Consider the following 15,973-nt stretch of genomic DNA (forward strand, 5'->3'; position numbering starts at 1 on the left):
TAAGTCATACGTGCGCGATATTGTTGGTTTTTTAATTATTTTTCTTTGACAGTTTAAGGATCTGTTTTATACCCCGCTGGGTACTAAGGGGATCGTATTCATAGATATTAGCAAGGAACCTAAGTCTTATTAACTTTTTTTTGATTTTTATAATATAGATTAAAACATAAAAAGGTTTTAAATTTTTAATCAACCCTTATAGGAGCTGAATAATGCAAGAACAAAATAAATACATTGATAATCATATTAAAGATAAAGAGTTGAATAATAGTTCTTTAAAAGAAAATATTAGCGGTATTCAAGAAAATAATGTAGAAAAAAAAAACCTAGATGTTAAGTGTAATAATAGAATTGAGAATAATTCTTTATTATATAATGCATCGGTGATGTCTATTCCAATATATATTACAATTGAATTGGGTAAAAAAAAACTTACTATTCAAGAATTATTAAAATTATCGAGAGGATCTATTTTAGAGCTAGAGGACAAGGTAGATGAACCATTAAATATTATTGTGAATAATCGCCTCATTGCCTTAGGCGAACTAGTTGTTCATAAGGAAAAATACGGCGTGCGCATTATAAAATTAGTATAAAGTCTTGAAAAAATATTTGAACAGTATGAATAATAATTTAAGATAAATAATTAGCTCTAATTAAAATAAAAGTATGATATAAAATATAAAACTAGAGTGATTAGCTTTATCACCGGGTATTAAATATTTTTTCATTATTTTTTTTATTTTTATTTTTATAAAAATATTTAAAAAATTTTTTTGGAGTCACGATGCTAGAAATATGTATGTAATTAATAAAATATATTGAAGTGTTACTTAATATTTTGAAGTTCTTTTTGTGAGTAATATTACAAGTTTATTAGGTATAACGGAATGCATAATGAGTATTATTTTTTTGTGTATCACGTTTGCCCTAAAATTATGTTATAAAAGATAAAAATATTTATTCCTAAACAGTTATTGAATAGATTCTACACAATAGAATATTGATTTCAGCGAGAGGTTTGATGATGTACCAGAGCCTGAATTGCTTTTTATCTATTTATGCTACTTTACTTTTCGGAAAAATAGCTAGTGATCCAGTGCAAAATATTATTCAAAATGGTTTTAATGTATTAAATTTTTCAGCTCAGTCGTATACTATAATCACGTTATTAAGTTTTGTTCCTGCGTGTTTATTAATGATGACGTGTTTTACTCGTATTATTATTGTTTTTAGTTTTGTTAGAAATGCCCTGGGAACGCCGTATTCTCCGCCTAATCAAGTATTAATTAGTTTGGCTTTATTTTTAACATTTTTTATAATGTCTCCTGTTTTTAGTAAAATGTATAATACGGCATTCATTCCTTTATATAAAAATGAAATTAGTATAAATACAGCTTTACAAAATTGTCTAAAGCCTTTATCTCTCTTTATGATTAAACAAACTAGAAAATCTGATATTTTAGTATTTTGGAATTTAGCTAAAATACCTTATGTTATGAACGAAGGAAATATACCGATTAAAGTATTATTGCCGGCATTTATGATTAGTGAATTAAAAAATGCATTTCAAATTGGCTTTACTATTTTATTACCCTTTTTGATTATTGATTTAGTTGTTGCTAGTGTTTTAATGTCTTTGGGAATGATAATGATCCCTCCAGCAACTATTTCTCTGCCATTAAAATTAATAATATTTGTTTTATCTGATGGTTGGAAATTATTAATTCTATCTTTAGCAAAAAGTTTTTTTACATAAAATTTTTATTGGTTGAAGCATTAATTATTAGGTATATTTATGAATCCAGAATTTTTGATTACGCTGCTTCAAGATTCTATTAAATTCGCTGTATTACTTTCAGCTCCATGTTTAATTTCAGTCTTGTTAAGTGGAATTTTAATTAGTATTTTTCAGTCTTCAGTACAAATTAATGAACAAACGCTATCCTTTATCCCCAAAGTTCTTTCTTTATTTTTTTCGTTTATGCTTTTTGGCCCATGGATGCTTCGATTAACTCTTGATTATATAAAAAATATTTTTCATATAATAGCTATTGCTAATTAAATTATCACTATGCACAATGTATTTTACACTAGCGCTTCTTTAATTAATAACCAAATTATATTGATAATGGCTCGTGTTTTTGCTTTATTCAGTGCTTCACAATTATTTAATAAAATGAATATTCATTTAACAACGAAAATATTATTAGTATATTTGCTTAGTATGTTGCTTTTACCGTTTGTCATCGATAACGCTGTGTCGAATAATATACACATGCGATATTTTTTATTATGTTTTTTAGATCAGATTTTGATAGGATGCATTTTAGGTTTTACAATACAATTTTTAATATCATGTGTTACTTTTATGGGAGAGATAATTAGTTCTCAAATCGGTTTGTCTTTTTCTGTTTTTGCTTACTCAGGTAATAAACTTGATTCATCAGTAATTTCATATTTATTGAGTACTTTTTTTGTGATTTCATTCTTTGCATGTCGAGGGCATTTATATTTTATGGTTTTTTTAATAAAAAGTTTTTTTATATCTCCATTAAATAAAATTATAATATATAATAATATATTTTCATCTTTACTAGATTTTTCAAATATTATTTTTTTTAATGGAATATACGGGGCTCTGCCTATTCTTCTATTTTTTTTAATTCTATATATTTCACTAATGATATTAAATCGTTTATATCCAGATTTATCACTATCGTCTTCTTACTCTGTTATTGTTTTTTTCTTGAGCATGATAGTATTGCAACATATTTTTTATAAATTATTTTTTTTCAGTGAAATTATGATTCGTAATTTATTTGATTTCTTGCAGCATTATGTTTTTAAATAGGTTCATATAAATTAACTATAGCGCCGTTTATCTATGCAATTGATTATTTTTTTTATATCAATTTTTTTATTGACTGGTTACAATATTGAATTTATACAGAACGTATAATACTGTTTTTTAATTAAGTGTGGGAGATCTGAGTATAGATCTCCACCATAAAAATATTATATTTTTTAAAAAAAAGAATTTTTTACTTTATTTTCTTTTCTTCATACATCACGTGTTTTTTTATAATTGGATCGTATTTCTTAAGTTTTAATTTATTTGTTTGATTTCTTTTATTTTTTGTAGTTGTATAATAGTGAGCACTACCACTAGATGAGAGTAATTTTATCGTTATTCTATTTTTTTTAGCCATCTTTTTTATAGATTCCTATACAATAAACTGCTTATATATTTTAGAAATTCCGAATTTATTTATCATTCTTAACCCTTTTGAAGATATTCTTATTTTTATTCTTTTGTTTTCATCAGGTAACCAAAATTTATGGTATTGTATATTCAAAGAAAATTTTCTTTTTGTTGCGTTCATAGCATGAGAACGGTTTTGCCCTAACATAGATTTTTTTTTGGTAATCTGACATTTTTTTGGCATTATTATATTCCTATACATTTTGGTTAATGCGATGTGTTATTTTAATGAATGGGTAATATGTTTATTTTTTTTCAATTTAGTATTTTAAGGTTTTTGGGTTTTTTTATATCTAGTTATAGCTTGGTTAATTTCTAGTTTAGCTGTCTCTACGTTTTCCCAGTTTTTAATTTTTACCCATTTGTTTGTATCTAATTTTTTATAATTATTAAAAAAATTTAAAATTTGTTTTTTGAGTAAGCTAGATAATTGATGGATATCAACAATTTTTTTATATTCTTGAGTTATAGTTACATGTGGGACAGCTATGATTTTTTCATCAGATCCCGACTCATCTTCCATTCTCAAAAGACCTATTGGAACACATCTAATAATAGATTGTGATTGTATGGGGTACGGAGATGGTATGAGTACATCTAAAGGGTCTCCATCCAAAGATAGTGTTTGATTAAGAAAACCATAGTTACACGGATAAAACATAGTAGTAGAGATAAATCTATCTACATTCATCATTCGAAAAGTTTTATTAAATTCATATTTTACAGGATAAGATAAAGCCGGAATTTCAATAATTCCATACAAGTCATGAGGAGGGTTTATACCTGTTGGTATATTAATAATATTATTCATTTTTATTTTTATTGATATGATTATAATTTTTAAAAATTAATTGTTATTCAAAATGAGTATTCTTGATTTTTAGTATATGAATATCGCGAACAGCTTATTGTTAAAGTTATTGGGTGTATGTGGCGCGTAACCTGAAAAATAAAATTTTTTATATATCAGATGCTAATGATTATAATTTAATTATTGATAAATATATAGCTATCTTTTTATTTTTTTTCAATTGCTTTATATATATGGAATAAGGATGTGTAAATGTTCTCGTTTTTTAAAGTGCAAAATGATTTAATAGTTTTAAATAATTATGTTAAAAAAGCTTTATTATATTTTAATAAAAGTATTTGTAGCGGGATGATTGAAATAAAAAAAACTTACAGTTATCTGTGCTCTAGCCGATTAGGATGTATAGACAGCATTGAATGCTATAATTCTGTTAATCATATAGTTACAACTTATAACAGTTACCGTCAAGCGGTAGTTTGTTCTAGTGATAGTTCTATAGGCGGAATATATCGGTCTATTGATAAATCTATAGACTTGTCTAAATACGTACAACCGGATTCTTGTTGCGGTTTACCAAAAAAAGATTTGTTATTTGATAATAAAAAAACAATAAATTTATTTTTTCCGCATCAATTTAGCAATAACGATATTAAAAATATACTGGATATTACTAATACTGCTGCTTTACATTTTGACTCTAGAATTATTAATATTGAAAACGCTACATTTGAATGTTTTGTTAGTGTCACTTTTTTAGGCAACAGCTCGGGATGGATTGGTTCTTATTTATCTACGTATTATTATTTATCTAGCTGTGTAATTGCTGGTCAAGATAATTTAATGGAAAGAGATTATTATTATACAGTATCTAGAGATTTTAATGATTTGGAGTGCCCAAGTTATGTGGGACAACATAGCGCTAAAAAAAGTCTTTCTAGGTTGTTTTCAAAAAAAATTGCCACTCAAATATCTCCGGTAATATTTATCTCTGACATTGCAAGTGAATTTTTTGGTTATTTGGTGAATGCTGCTAATGGATACTCTATATATAAGAAATATACTTTTTTACTTAATTATTTAAATAAAAAAGTTTTTCCAGCGTGGTTCAATATTTTTGAAAACCCGTTTTTAGAGAAAGGTTTGTCTTCGCGCTTATTCGATGATGAAGGAGTATCAACTATGGCTAGAAATATTATAGAAAATGGAATTTTAACTACTTGGCTATTAGATACGTATACGTCTAATCAATTGAATATGAATAATACGGGTCATGCTGGGGGAATATATAATTGGATTGTTAGCAGCTCTCAGCCAACGAAATCGTTTGAAAATCTTTTACATACTATGAACCGAGGTTTTTTAGTTACAGAGTTATTAGGGGATGGCGTGAATATAGTTACGGGAGATTATTCTCGAGGCGCGTGTGGTTTTTGGATTAACCAGGGGAGAATTCAATACCCCGTTAGCGAAGTAACTATTTCTGGAAACTTAATTGACATGTGGAATAATATTGTTGCAATATCAGATGATATAAATTATAAAAGCAATATTCAATGTGCTTCTGTATTAGTTGATAAAATACAGATTTCTGGTTGTTAATTTTTTTAAATTCTATTTTTATGAATAAAACTCTTTCAAATTATCTTGAAGCTGATCTATAAGCCGGGTTCTGTTTACAACAGCCATTTATCTAGATTAATAATCTCTCATTAATTCAAGCAACCTACCCGGAGGAATGTACGGGTCATACCCTCCTATCTGGTCTTGCTCCTGGTGGAAGTTTACCGAGCCAAAATTGTTACCAATCTTGCGGTGCGCTTTTACCGCACCATTTCACCTGTACCTATATAAAATGATACTTTTATGATTCTAATATGGAGATTTTTTTATTTTACTTATTTAGGTAGTTTGTTTTCTGCTGCACTTGTCGTAAGATTGCTCTTCCCAGGCGTTACCTGGCACCACGCCCTACGGAGCCCGGACTTTCCTCTACATAATATGACAGTATTATATAGCGGCTGTTCGATCAACTTCATGAAATATTTTTTGTGACAATAGTATTATATAGGATATTTTTACTAAATCCACATATTTTGGCGGTTATTTTTATCGCAGTGGTGAGGGTTGTTTCTTTTTTTAAAAGATTAAAAATTTTTAATGTTTTTAAAGATAAAATATTTTTTTTTTCTCGCTTGGCTCCGTCAATAACAATAGTTATTTCTCCTTTTCTCCAAGTTTCATCATGTTTTATAATATTAAATATTTGCTCAATAGTCCCGCTCTGAATATTCTCCCATCGCTTAGTTACTTCTTTAGCAATTGTTATTTTTCTCTCTTTTCCCATAACTTTTTTAATGATTTTAATAGTATTAAGTAGTCTTTTTGAAGATTCGTACGTAATAATTGTTCTTTTTTCTCGGAACAAGGAATATATTTTTTTTTCACACAAGATTTTTTTTTTCGGTAAAAAACCTTCATAACAAAATTGGTTAGCTTGTAACCCGGATGCGCTTAGTGCTGTAATGGCGGCACAAGCGCCTGGTAGCGGAACTACCCGAATATTGTTTTTATATGCGTTTTTTACAAGTAAGTAACCAGGATCATTAATAATAGGTGTTCCGGCCTTGGAAACGATTGCTAGATTATTTCCCTGGTTGAGCATATGTATATATTTTTTAGTTTTTTGTTTTTCGTTTATGATATTTAAAGGTAATAATTTGTTTACAATAGAAAAATGTTTTAATAAAATAGAAGTATGTTTAATGCTTTCAGCTATTATATAATCTACTTGTTTTAATACATGAATCGATCGATGTGTGATATCTTCAAGATTCCCTATAGGGGTAGGAACAATATACAATAAGCCTATATTTTTTTTTTTTTATACACGATTACATTTCCTTATATTTTAGCCTTTTCATTAATTTCTAAGAAATTTTTATGTATAGATCTTTTTTATTATAGCATATAATTACTTATTAGTATGTTAAAACGTAGCTGTGAAGTTTTTTATATTTTTTAGAATTTATATAGATACAGAGAAGAATGTTTTAAAAAGTGTATGAACTTTTTCTAAAGCAACATTTTAGATATCCGCGTGATATAAAAATAATTTTTATACTTTGTAGGGCAGAAATCGTTGAAAAGAACAGTAATTACAGGATTCGGAATTTTATCTAGCCTAGGCAGCGTAAAAGAAGAAATTGTAAGATCATTACAAAACGGTATTTCAGGAATAGTTTTTTCTAAAGCAATGAAAGAGCTGGGTTTACGCAGTACAGTTTGGGGAGATATACCATTTCATCGGTGTCAGGAAATACCAGAAAAATTTTTAAGATTTATGAATTTATCTTCTATGTATTCGTATTTATCTATGAAAGATGCTATTAAAGATAGCGGCTTATATGCTGATATGTATATGAAAAATCCTAGAGCGGGTATTATTATAGGCTCAGGAAGCGGCTCAGCTCAAGCTTATAGATCTATTTTTCAAAAAAAAAAGGATCGTAGACATCGGATTAGCCCATACATAGCTATTAAAAATTTATCTTCTTCTATTTCCGCGTGTTTGGGTACTTTTTTTAAAATTTATGGTGTTAATTATTCTATTTGTTCAGCATGTGCTACATCCGCCCATTGTATTGGGAATGCATATGAATTAATTTCATCAGGAAAACAGGATATTATTTTTGCTGGAGGTGGGGAAGAATTAAGTATTGAGTTAGCTTGTCAGTTTGATGCTATGAGAATTTTATCGTCGAATTTTAATGATTGCCCCCATTCTTCTTCTAGAGCATTTGATCGAGATCGTGATGGTTTTGTTCTTTCTGGCGGTAGCGGTGTATTAGTATTAGAAGAGTTAAATTTTGCGTTATCAAGAAATGCCAAGATATATGCTGAAATTGTAGGTTATAGCGCTACCGGTGATGGCAACAGCATCGTCCTCCCTTCGGGGAGCGGGTTTATACGTTGTATGAAAAATGCTATGAAAAATATTCACGGTTCTATAGATTATATTAATGCTCACGGTACATCTACACAAATCGGTGATTTAACAGAGTTATCTGCTATAAAAAAAGCGTTTAAAGGACTTGCGATGCCTTATATTTCCTCTACAAAATCTATTTCCGGCCATTCTTTAGGAGCGTCAGGCGTGCAGGAAATTATTTATACGCTTTTAATGATGAAGTATTATTTTATAGCTCCGAGTATCAACATAGATACGTTAGACCCATGCATTAGCAATATGAATATTGTTCAAAAAAAAATGAATAAAATTTTTAATACAGCAATGTCTAACAGTTTTGGTTTTGGCGGCACTAATGTTAGTTTAGTGATTCAAAGATATTAGAGGTAGAGAAGAAAGTATTTCGCAGCGTGATAATTAAATTAATAGCTCAATGATTTTTTGTTTACAGTTCAGTGTATTAAAGTATTTCTTAATATTTTTATATACCCGAATAGTTCTGTGTATAATACTAGCTAACATGAGTTCTATCATCTTTTTTAGTATTATCGTAGTAATAATATTATGATATTGGGCTTTCTTAGTTTTTTTGAAATTACTATATTTATTAATATAAAACATTAAAGGCTGATTATGAACCAACTAGAATTATTAAAAAAACATACTATAGTAGTATTAGATAGCGGGGATATAGAGGTTATAAAAAAATATCGACCAGAGGACGCCACTACTAATCCTACATTAATTTTAAATAGCGCGTTATCTGAAAAATATGACTTTATCATAAATAATGCAGTTCAATATGCTAAAGGTATAGGTGGGTCTCGATCAAAGAAAATAAAAAATGCCTGTAATATGGTTTCTGCAGGATTTGGAGTAGAAATTTTAAAATATATTCCTGGATATATATCAACAGAAATTGATGCGCGCTTATCTTTTAATACAGAACAATGTATTCAAGAAGCGGTACAAATAATTAAATTATATAATGATCTTGGCGTTCATTCTTCTAGAGTATTAATTAAGTTAGCAGCAACTTGGGAATGCATTCAAGCCGCTCGTCAATTGAAAGATTTGGGTATTTTATGTAATTTAACTTTATTATTTTCCTTTGCTCAAGCTCGAGCATGCGCAGAAGCAAATGTTTTTTTAATTTCTCCTTTTGTTGGAAGGATTTATGATTGGTATAAAAAATTAAATTTATTGTCCAATTATTGTTGGGAAACAGATCCGGGGGTAGTTGCTGTTAGGAAAATATTTACTTATTATAAAAAGAATATGTATAAAACGATTATTATGGGAGCTAGTTTTCGTTCATTAGGGCAAATTTTAGAATTAACTGGATGTGATCGGCTTACTATATCTCCTAGTTTATTAGATCAATTAATGATGAAGAAGGGTGATATTATTAAAAAATTAGATGCCAAAAAAATTTCTAAATCCAAGGATAAACCTATTCCATTGTCAGAATCAGAGTTTAGATTTTTGCATAACCAAGATGCTATGGCTGTTGAAAAATTGTCAGAAGGTATTCGACAGTTTAGTGCAGATCAGATAAAATTAGAAGAATTACTACTCGAGAGATTTTAGGGTAGAAATTTTTAATTTAAAAATATATTCTTTTCATTAATTTTTAAAAAGATTATATTATCAAAAAAAGGAAAAAATATATGCTATCTCGAAAAGATTTATCTAATGCGTTACGTATATTGAGTATAGATGCAATTGAAAAAGCCAAATCAGGTCACCCCGGGGCTCCCATGGGCATGGCTGACATTGCAGAAGTATTGTGGCGTGATTTTTTACGTCATAATCCAAAAAATCCTTCTTGGTCTAACAGGGATAGATTCATCTTGTCTAATGGGCATGCGTCTATGTTGCTATATAGTCTGTTACATCTTTCAGGATATGACATTTCAATAGAAGATTTAAAAAATTTTAGACAATGTTTTTCTAAAACACCAGGTCATCCTGAAGTACATTGTACTCCGGGAGTAGAGGTTACTACAGGGCCTTTAGGACAAGGTTTAGCCTCAGGTGTTGGAATGGCGGTTGCTGAAAAATTGTTATCTCAGAGCTTCAATAAAAAACATTTTAATATTGTAGATCATTACACATGGGTATTCGCTGGAGACGGATGTTTAATGGAAGGTATTTCTCATGAAGCTTGTTCTTTAGCTGGTACATTAGGTTTAGGGAAATTAATTGTTTTTTATGATAAAAATGGTATTTCAATTGATGGAGAGGTATCTAATTGGTTTACTGATCATACAAAACAACGATTTTTATCGTACAATTGGCATGTTATTGAAATCAACGGACATGTTGTAGAGGAAATTATTGAAGCTATTAAAATATCTAAAAAGAATATTTCACAGCCTTCTTTAATTCTTTGTAATACAGTCATTGGATTTGGCTCGCCTAATAAATCTGGTCGATCCATCTCTCATGGCGCTCCCCTAGGTGAGGTTGAGACATCTTTCACTCGAAAACAATTAAATTGGCCGCATCCGCCATTTGAAATACCGGAATCGATTTATTTAAAATGGAACTCGGTTAATAAAGGTCAACAGTTAGAGTCATCTTGGAATCAGTTGTTTAAAGAATATACTAAAGAGTATCCTGAACTATCAAGAGAATATATTCGTCGTTTAAGTCAAAAATTACCTGAGCAGCTATCCTCTACCTTTAAAAAAATGCTTCTTCAATTAAATAATGATCCTCGAAATATTTCTACACGAGAAGCTTCTCAAAATGTATTAGAAAAAATAGGATCTTTATTGCCTGAATTAATCGGAGGATCTGCTGATTTAGCGCCTAGCAATTTAACGCTTTGGTCTGGCTCTAAGTCGATACACAATACCTTCCAAGGTAATTATATTCATTACGGCGTTAGAGAATTTGGAATGACAGCTATAGCTAATGGTATTTATCACCACGGAGGCTTTATTCCCTATACGGCTACTTTTTTAGTTTTTGTAGATTATGCTCGAAATGCTGTTCGTATGGCCGCATTGATGAAAACTAAACAAATCTTTATATATACACATGATTCTATCGGATTAGGAGAAGACGGACCTACACACCAGCCTATTGAGCATATTTCAACCTTACGGTATATACCTAACTTAAGTGTTTGGAGGCCGTGTGACTCAGTAGAAACGGCTGTTTCTTGGTGTTATGCAATTAATAGATCTAAAGGTCCCACAGCTCTAATCTTATCTCGTCAGAATATTTGTCAAGTAGCTAGAAAAAATAATCAAATACAAAATATTTTTAAAGGAGGTTATATTTTAAGGGAGTACGGTAAAAATATATCACTAATTATCATAGCAACTGGATCCGAAGTCCCGCTAGCAATACAAGTTGCAAAAAAATTATATCAAGACGGTTATAATACTCGAGTAGTATCTATGGTGTCTTCTGATTGTTTTGATAATCAAAAGAGTGCATATCGTGATTCTGTTTTACCGAAAAAAATAGTTTTTAGAGTATCTATCGAAGCTGGTATTAGTGAATATTGGTATAAATATGTTGGCATGAATGGAGTGAGGATTGGGATAGATAGTTTTGGAGAATCTGGTCCTGGGGGAATGTTGTTTGAAATTTTTGGTTTTACCGTTAATAAAATTATAGATCGTATTAAAAAAAGTTTTTTTTAACTTTTTTATTTCTAGTTTTTTATACAAAAACTATTATTTCATTTTTTTATGATAGTTTTTTATTATATCTACAAACTTGCAAGCCATATACATAAATATAATATTAGGACATATAGTGTGCACACTAAAGTTTTAAATCTTGCGCAAAAGTTAATAAATATACCTTCAATCAGTCCTAAAGATTTTGGCTGTCAAGATATTTTAGCAAAAATTCTTCAATCATATGGCTTTACTATAGAGAGAATGAATTTTAAAGATACAAAAAATTTTTGGGCATGGAGAGGATTTGGTAAAACTATAACGTTTGTTGGGCATACTGATGTAGTTCCGCCTGGAGATATAAAAAATTGGTATACCCCCCCGTTTACCTCTACTATAAAAAAAAATATTTTATTTGGCAGGGGGGCAGTTGATATGAAAGGTTCAATAGCTGCTATGCTAATAGCAGTAGAGTCTTTTATTAAAAAAAAACCGACCCATAACGGCCGTATATCTTTTTTAATAACTTCAGATGAAGAGTCTGACGGTACAAATGGCACAAGAAAGGTTGTTTCGATATTAAAAAATAGAAACGAAAGAATTAACTATTGCCTTATAGGCGAACCAACCAGTGAAAATGTGTTAGGTGATTGTATAAAAAACGGTCGTAGAGGCTCTTTGTCTGCCAATCTAAAAATATATGGTAAGCAAGGTCATATCGCTTATCCTAAAGGAGCAATAAATCCTATTCATTCTTCTCTCCCGTTTTTGCTGGAGTTATCTTTACTATCATTTGATAACGGAAATATTTTTTTTGAACCTTCCTCTATTCAAGTTGTCAAAATTGATTCAGGAAAAAATTATACAGTTAATATGATTCCCGGCGAATTAAAAATTTTTTTTAATATTCGTTTTAATTCTCTTGTTTCTAAAGCTACCATCATGAATGTTATTGAAAATTTATTAATAAAGCACGCGCTGAAGTATTCTATTTCCTGGATAGTATGTGCCGAGCCATTCATTTCTTCCCCGAAAGTTTTATCTCAAGCGTTATCAGAGAGCATAGGTGCATGTGCGAACATTATACCGGTCATTAAAACGAATGGCGGTACTTCGGATGGTAGATTTTTATTTTCTCTAGCAGATGAAGTAATAGAATTTGGTTTATTAAATTCCACTATTCATCAAGCAAACGAGTGTGTTAATATTTTCGACTTATTAAAGTTACAGAATATTTATTATCACGTCTTGAACAAGTTATTGTTGTAAATATCTATTTTTTTTTTTTTTTTTTTGATTAATATAAGTATATTTTGCTTGTTTTAACAAGGGTATAGATGATACTTATTGGATATAAATAAAAATATTAATATTGCATTTTTATGCAATGATAAAGTTAATATTCATCATTGCATAAGAAATATATAAAAATATTATTATCTAATAATTTTATTTTTTTTTCAAAAATTATTAATTATTTACATTAATATATAAATTGGACAATGACATGATTCAGTATTTAATTATGCGATTTGTAGTATTTTTACAGCGTACTGGTTTTTTTATTTTGCATATAAATTTATTGAATCAATAGTCGAGCTTAAGGTTGCTTGATTTTTTTTTAATAACGGTGTCATAGGTAATCTTAAGGTATTATGTTTTATTAACCCAATATAATGTGCAGCCCATTTAATGGGGATGGGATTAGTTTCTTGAAATAAGAGATGGTGTAAAATAGTTAATTTTTTATTAATTAGTCTAGCTTTAGCAAAATCGCCTTGTAAAGCGAAGTTACACATTTGAGTCATGTAAGGCGCAGCAATATTAGCCGTTACTGAAATTACACCTTGGCCACCTAGTTGCATAAAATCTAAAGCCGTTGTATCATCTCCGCTGATTAATATAAAATCTTTTTTGACTAATGGTTTAATTTGATTGACTCGAGATAAATCGCCAGACGCATCTTTCAATCCAATTATATTATCTAGTTTAGATAATCGGATGATAGTTTTAGGCAATAAATCACATCCAGTTCGATTAGGTACATTATATAATATTTGGGGCAAATCTGTATTTTCAGAAATCGCTCGAAAGTGAAGATAGAGGCCTTTTTGTGTTGGTTTGTTGTAGTAGGGAGTGACACTCAAACATCCAGAAATACCTGACTTTTCAAGATTTTTAGTTAATAGAATGCTCTCTGATGTTGCGTTAGCTCCAGTTCCTGCAATAATTGGTATATTTTCATCTGCTAATTCTAGTGTATGCATAATTACACTAGCGTGTTCGCGTTGGTTTAATGTTGCTGATTCCCCAGTTGTTCCGACTGAAACTATTGCATTGGTTTTATTTTTAATATGATAATGAACTAATTTTTTTAAACTTTTTTTACAGAGCCGGCCTTTATCGTCCATAGGCGTAATTAAAGCAACAATACTTCCTTTAAACATTTTTTTCTTCCCTGTGAACACAAGAATATAAGTATTATAATAAAATTATAATGTTTGAATAATTAATATGTTATTTTGCAGTGATTCCATTTCTCGGTATAAATATATTTAATAAATTATAGAATTAAATATATGTATAAGTATTTTTTTTCTAAAAATAAAATGTTTTTTTAATTTTTGTAAGTGAAAAAATATCAAGTATTGAGATAAATATCGTTTTGGTAAGTGTAAAAAATTATATTTAAAGTTTTCTATCATATTTTTTAAATTAATTATATTTATTGTCATTAAACATAGTAACTTTTACGATTTTATTTATTTATTATAAATATATGATATTTAATATATTAATATATATAAAATAGAATTGAGTTTTTTTAAAAAAAATATTAGAACATTTATTCTTTAGTTCTATTTTTTTCGATAGATAGTATTTATACTATAGATTTTATTTATTATAGTATATGGTTAAAAACTTAATCTCTGGTATTTGTATTTATTATTAGTTAGAGCTGTATTTTTGATTACTTTTGTATACTCCGCATTGTGCTCGAAAACGTAATGTATGGTCCATTAATATAATGGCTAACATTGCCTCCGCTATTGGTATAGCTCGAATACCAACACATGGATCATGTCTTCCTTTCGTAACAATATATGTTTCTTGACCTTTTTTATTGATTGTTTTTCCAGGTATTCTAATACTAGAGGTAGGTTTAAGAGCTGCCTGAACGATAATCTTGTCTCCATTGCTAATACCGCCTAAAATCCCCCCTGAATGATTGCTGGAAAATCCATTTTTTAAGATTTCATCTCTATGCATATCTCCGGTTTGATTGACTACATCAATGCCATCGCCAATTTCTACAGATTTAACTGCATTAATGCTCATTATCGCGTGAGCAATATCTGCGTCTAGTCGATCAAACACAGGTTCTCCTAGTCCAACAGGAACATTTTTTGCGATAATTACAATTTTTGCTCCAATAGAATTTCCAGATTTCTTTAAATATTTCATAAATCGTTTTATTTGATATATTTTTTCAGAATTACTACAAAAAAAAGGATTTTTTTCTACTTCTTTCCAGGACTGAAACGGACATTTAATGGGTCCTATTTGGGACAAATATCCTCGGATTTTAATATTATATTTTATTTTTAAGTATTTTTTTGCGATTGCTCCTGCTGCGACTCTAATAGCTGTTTCTCGCGCCGACGATCTTCCGCCCCCCCTATAGTCTCTAATTCCATATTTTTTTTCATATGTAAAATCTGCGTGATTTGGTCGATATTTATCTTTTATGTCAGAGTAATCTTGTGATCGTATATCTTGGTTTTTTATTTTTATCCCGATACTAGTTCCAGTAGTAATTCCATTAAACGTACCTGAGAAAATTTCTACTATATCTTTTTCTCTTCTGCTAGACGTAAAAGATGATAAACCAGGTCTCCTTCTATTTACTTCCGTCTGTAGGTCTTGATTATTTAACGCTATTCCAGGAGGAACTCCGTCGATAATTCCGGCTAACATTGGTCCATGAGATTCTCCACATGTCATGATTTTAAATATTTTTCCAATTGTATTTCCTGGCATAACTGCTCCTTATATGTAGATAGTAAAATATATATTTTTATACCTTGTAATTATTTTTATTATAATATTTTATTTATTTAAAATAAATATATAAATAATTATATTGATGTTTATCAAGATATGCGCGGGGGTGGTAAAGATCAATAAAATGGTTTTTAGCTACGATACTATAGTTTGGTATAGTCTAGGATAGAGGTGAGGAGATATATTTTGTTAGGTTTTTTTTCATTTGTATTTTTACGTTATAA

At 29.3% G+C, this 15,973-nt stretch carries 15 protein-coding genes and 1 other RNA gene; 9 read left to right on the plus strand and 7 right to left on the minus strand.

Annotated elements, in window-relative coordinates; all coding sequences use genetic code 11:
- Nucleotides 1-212 precede the first annotated feature (212 nt).
- From fliN to CINFORN2912_RS00265, 4 genes are all read left to right on the plus strand, one after another.
- Nucleotides 213-596: a flagellar motor switch protein FliN gene (gene fliN, locus CINFORN2912_RS00250; RefSeq protein ID WP_075433669.1), complete on the plus strand. Its 384-nt coding sequence runs from the start codon at nucleotides 213-215 to the stop codon at nucleotides 594-596.
- Nucleotides 597-1,024: 428 nt separating this feature from the next.
- Nucleotides 1,025-1,759, plus strand: a complete 735-nt coding sequence (fliP, locus tag CINFORN2912_RS00255; RefSeq protein WP_075433670.1) for a flagellar type III secretion system pore protein FliP — start codon at nucleotides 1,025-1,027, stop codon at nucleotides 1,757-1,759.
- 39 nt (nucleotides 1,760-1,798) lie between these two features.
- A complete protein-coding gene (locus CINFORN2912_RS00260) occupies nucleotides 1,799-2,065 on the plus strand; it encodes a flagellar biosynthetic protein FliQ (RefSeq protein WP_075433671.1) in 267 nt (88 codons plus the stop codon).
- Nucleotides 2,066-2,074: 9 nt separating this feature from the next.
- A complete protein-coding gene (locus tag CINFORN2912_RS00265; RefSeq protein WP_082253665.1) occupies nucleotides 2,075-2,854 on the plus strand; it encodes a flagellar biosynthetic protein FliR in 780 nt (259 codons plus the stop codon).
- Nucleotides 2,855-3,044: 190 nt separating this feature from the next.
- Here the strand turns inward: CINFORN2912_RS00265 and rpmG are convergent, their stop codons facing one another.
- The 3 genes from rpmG to ppa form a co-directional block, all read right to left on the minus strand.
- On the minus strand, nucleotides 3,045-3,212 hold the full coding sequence (gene rpmG, locus CINFORN2912_RS00270; RefSeq protein ID WP_075433673.1) for a 50S ribosomal protein L33: 168 nt from the start codon (nucleotides 3,210-3,212) through the stop codon (nucleotides 3,045-3,047).
- A 15-nt stretch (nucleotides 3,213-3,227) separates the two neighbouring features.
- The gene (rpmB, locus tag CINFORN2912_RS00275; RefSeq protein WP_075433674.1) at nucleotides 3,228-3,449 is read right to left on the minus strand and encodes a 50S ribosomal protein L28; all 222 of its coding nucleotides are present in this window, start codon (nucleotides 3,447-3,449) and stop codon (nucleotides 3,228-3,230) included.
- An 84-nt stretch (nucleotides 3,450-3,533) separates the two neighbouring features.
- Nucleotides 3,534-4,076 (minus strand): inorganic diphosphatase, encoded by a 543-nt coding sequence (ppa, locus tag CINFORN2912_RS00280; RefSeq protein WP_075433675.1) that lies wholly within the window; start codon nucleotides 4,074-4,076, stop codon nucleotides 3,534-3,536.
- 252 nt (nucleotides 4,077-4,328) lie between these two features.
- On the opposite strand from ppa, the gene pmbA reads away from it, so the two are divergent.
- Entirely contained in the window at nucleotides 4,329-5,675 is a 1,347-nt protein-coding gene (gene pmbA / locus CINFORN2912_RS00285; protein ID WP_075433676.1) for a metalloprotease PmbA, read from the plus strand.
- Between the two features lie 43 nt (nucleotides 5,676-5,718).
- Here pmbA and rnpB read toward each other — a convergent pair.
- Nucleotides 5,719-6,110: RNase P RNA component class A (gene rnpB / locus CINFORN2912_RS00290), an RNA gene on the minus strand.
- Nucleotides 6,109-6,936 (minus strand): 16S rRNA (cytidine(1402)-2'-O)-methyltransferase, encoded by an 828-nt coding sequence (gene rsmI / locus CINFORN2912_RS00295; protein WP_244268588.1) that lies wholly within the window; start codon nucleotides 6,934-6,936, stop codon nucleotides 6,109-6,111. Before rsmI ends, rnpB begins: the two co-directional genes overlap by 2 nt.
- 279 nt (nucleotides 6,937-7,215) lie before the next feature.
- Between rsmI and CINFORN2912_RS00300 the strand changes: the two genes are divergently transcribed.
- The 4 genes from CINFORN2912_RS00300 to dapE all read left to right on the plus strand — a co-directional run bounded on the left by CINFORN2912_RS00300 (nucleotide 7,216) and on the right by dapE (nucleotide 12,953).
- Nucleotides 7,216-8,427 (plus strand): beta-ketoacyl synthase N-terminal-like domain-containing protein, encoded by a 1,212-nt coding sequence (locus CINFORN2912_RS00300; RefSeq protein WP_075433678.1) that lies wholly within the window; start codon nucleotides 7,216-7,218, stop codon nucleotides 8,425-8,427.
- A 249-nt stretch (nucleotides 8,428-8,676) separates the two neighbouring features.
- A complete protein-coding gene (gene tal, locus CINFORN2912_RS00305) occupies nucleotides 8,677-9,633 on the plus strand; it encodes a transaldolase (RefSeq protein ID WP_075433679.1) in 957 nt (318 codons plus the stop codon).
- A gap of 80 nt (nucleotides 9,634-9,713) precedes the next feature.
- Nucleotides 9,714-11,705, plus strand: a complete 1,992-nt coding sequence (gene tkt, locus CINFORN2912_RS00310) for a transketolase (RefSeq protein ID WP_075433680.1) — start codon at nucleotides 9,714-9,716, stop codon at nucleotides 11,703-11,705.
- A gap of 117 nt (nucleotides 11,706-11,822) precedes the next feature.
- Nucleotides 11,823-12,953 carry a succinyl-diaminopimelate desuccinylase gene (gene dapE, locus CINFORN2912_RS00315; RefSeq protein ID WP_075433681.1) on the plus strand — a complete coding sequence of 377 codons (1,131 nt, stop codon included), beginning with the start codon at nucleotides 11,823-11,825 and terminating at the stop codon, nucleotides 12,951-12,953.
- 293 nt (nucleotides 12,954-13,246) lie between these two features.
- On the opposite strand, the gene dapA is transcribed toward dapE, so the two are convergent.
- Both dapA and aroC read right to left on the minus strand, forming a co-directional pair.
- Nucleotides 13,247-14,131 (minus strand): 4-hydroxy-tetrahydrodipicolinate synthase, encoded by an 885-nt coding sequence (dapA, locus tag CINFORN2912_RS00320; RefSeq protein ID WP_075433682.1) that lies wholly within the window; start codon nucleotides 14,129-14,131, stop codon nucleotides 13,247-13,249.
- A gap of 502 nt (nucleotides 14,132-14,633) precedes the next feature.
- Nucleotides 14,634-15,725 carry a chorismate synthase gene (aroC, locus tag CINFORN2912_RS00330; protein WP_075433684.1) on the minus strand — a complete coding sequence of 364 codons (1,092 nt, stop codon included), beginning with the start codon at nucleotides 15,723-15,725 and terminating at the stop codon, nucleotides 14,634-14,636.
- Between the last annotated feature and the right edge of the window lie 248 nt (nucleotides 15,726-15,973).

This window comes from Buchnera aphidicola, from assembly GCF_900128725.1.
GTDB lineage: Bacteria > Pseudomonadota > Gammaproteobacteria > Enterobacterales > Enterobacteriaceae > Buchnera_F > Buchnera_F aphidicola_K.

What these genes read in the sequence shown, in the direction of transcription:
- fliN (WP_075433669.1), top strand. Translation starts at nt 213, where the DNA reads ATGCAAGAACAAAATAAATACATTGATAATCATATTAAAGATAAAGAG.
- fliP (WP_075433670.1), top strand. Translation starts at nt 1,025, where the DNA reads ATGATGTACCAGAGCCTGAATTGCTTTTTATCTATTTATGCTACTTTA.
- CINFORN2912_RS00260 (WP_075433671.1), top strand. Translation starts at nt 1,799, where the DNA reads ATGAATCCAGAATTTTTGATTACGCTGCTTCAAGATTCTATTAAATTC.
- CINFORN2912_RS00265 (WP_082253665.1), top strand. Translation starts at nt 2,075, where the DNA reads ATGCACAATGTATTTTACACTAGCGCTTCTTTAATTAATAACCAAATT.
- rpmG (WP_075433673.1), bottom strand. Translation starts at nt 3,212, where the DNA reads ATGGCTAAAAAAAATAGAATAACGATAAAATTACTCTCATCTAGTGGT.
- rpmB (WP_075433674.1), bottom strand. Translation starts at nt 3,449, where the DNA reads ATGCCAAAAAAATGTCAGATTACCAAAAAAAAATCTATGTTAGGGCAA.
- ppa (WP_075433675.1), bottom strand. Translation starts at nt 4,076, where the DNA reads ATGAATAATATTATTAATATACCAACAGGTATAAACCCTCCTCATGAC.
- pmbA (WP_075433676.1), top strand. Translation starts at nt 4,329, where the DNA reads ATGTTCTCGTTTTTTAAAGTGCAAAATGATTTAATAGTTTTAAATAAT.
- tal (WP_075433679.1), top strand. Translation starts at nt 8,677, where the DNA reads ATGAACCAACTAGAATTATTAAAAAAACATACTATAGTAGTATTAGAT.
- tkt (WP_075433680.1), top strand. Translation starts at nt 9,714, where the DNA reads ATGCTATCTCGAAAAGATTTATCTAATGCGTTACGTATATTGAGTATA.
- dapA (WP_075433682.1), bottom strand. Translation starts at nt 14,131, where the DNA reads ATGTTTAAAGGAAGTATTGTTGCTTTAATTACGCCTATGGACGATAAA.
- aroC (WP_075433684.1), bottom strand. Translation starts at nt 15,725, where the DNA reads ATGCCAGGAAATACAATTGGAAAAATATTTAAAATCATGACATGTGGA.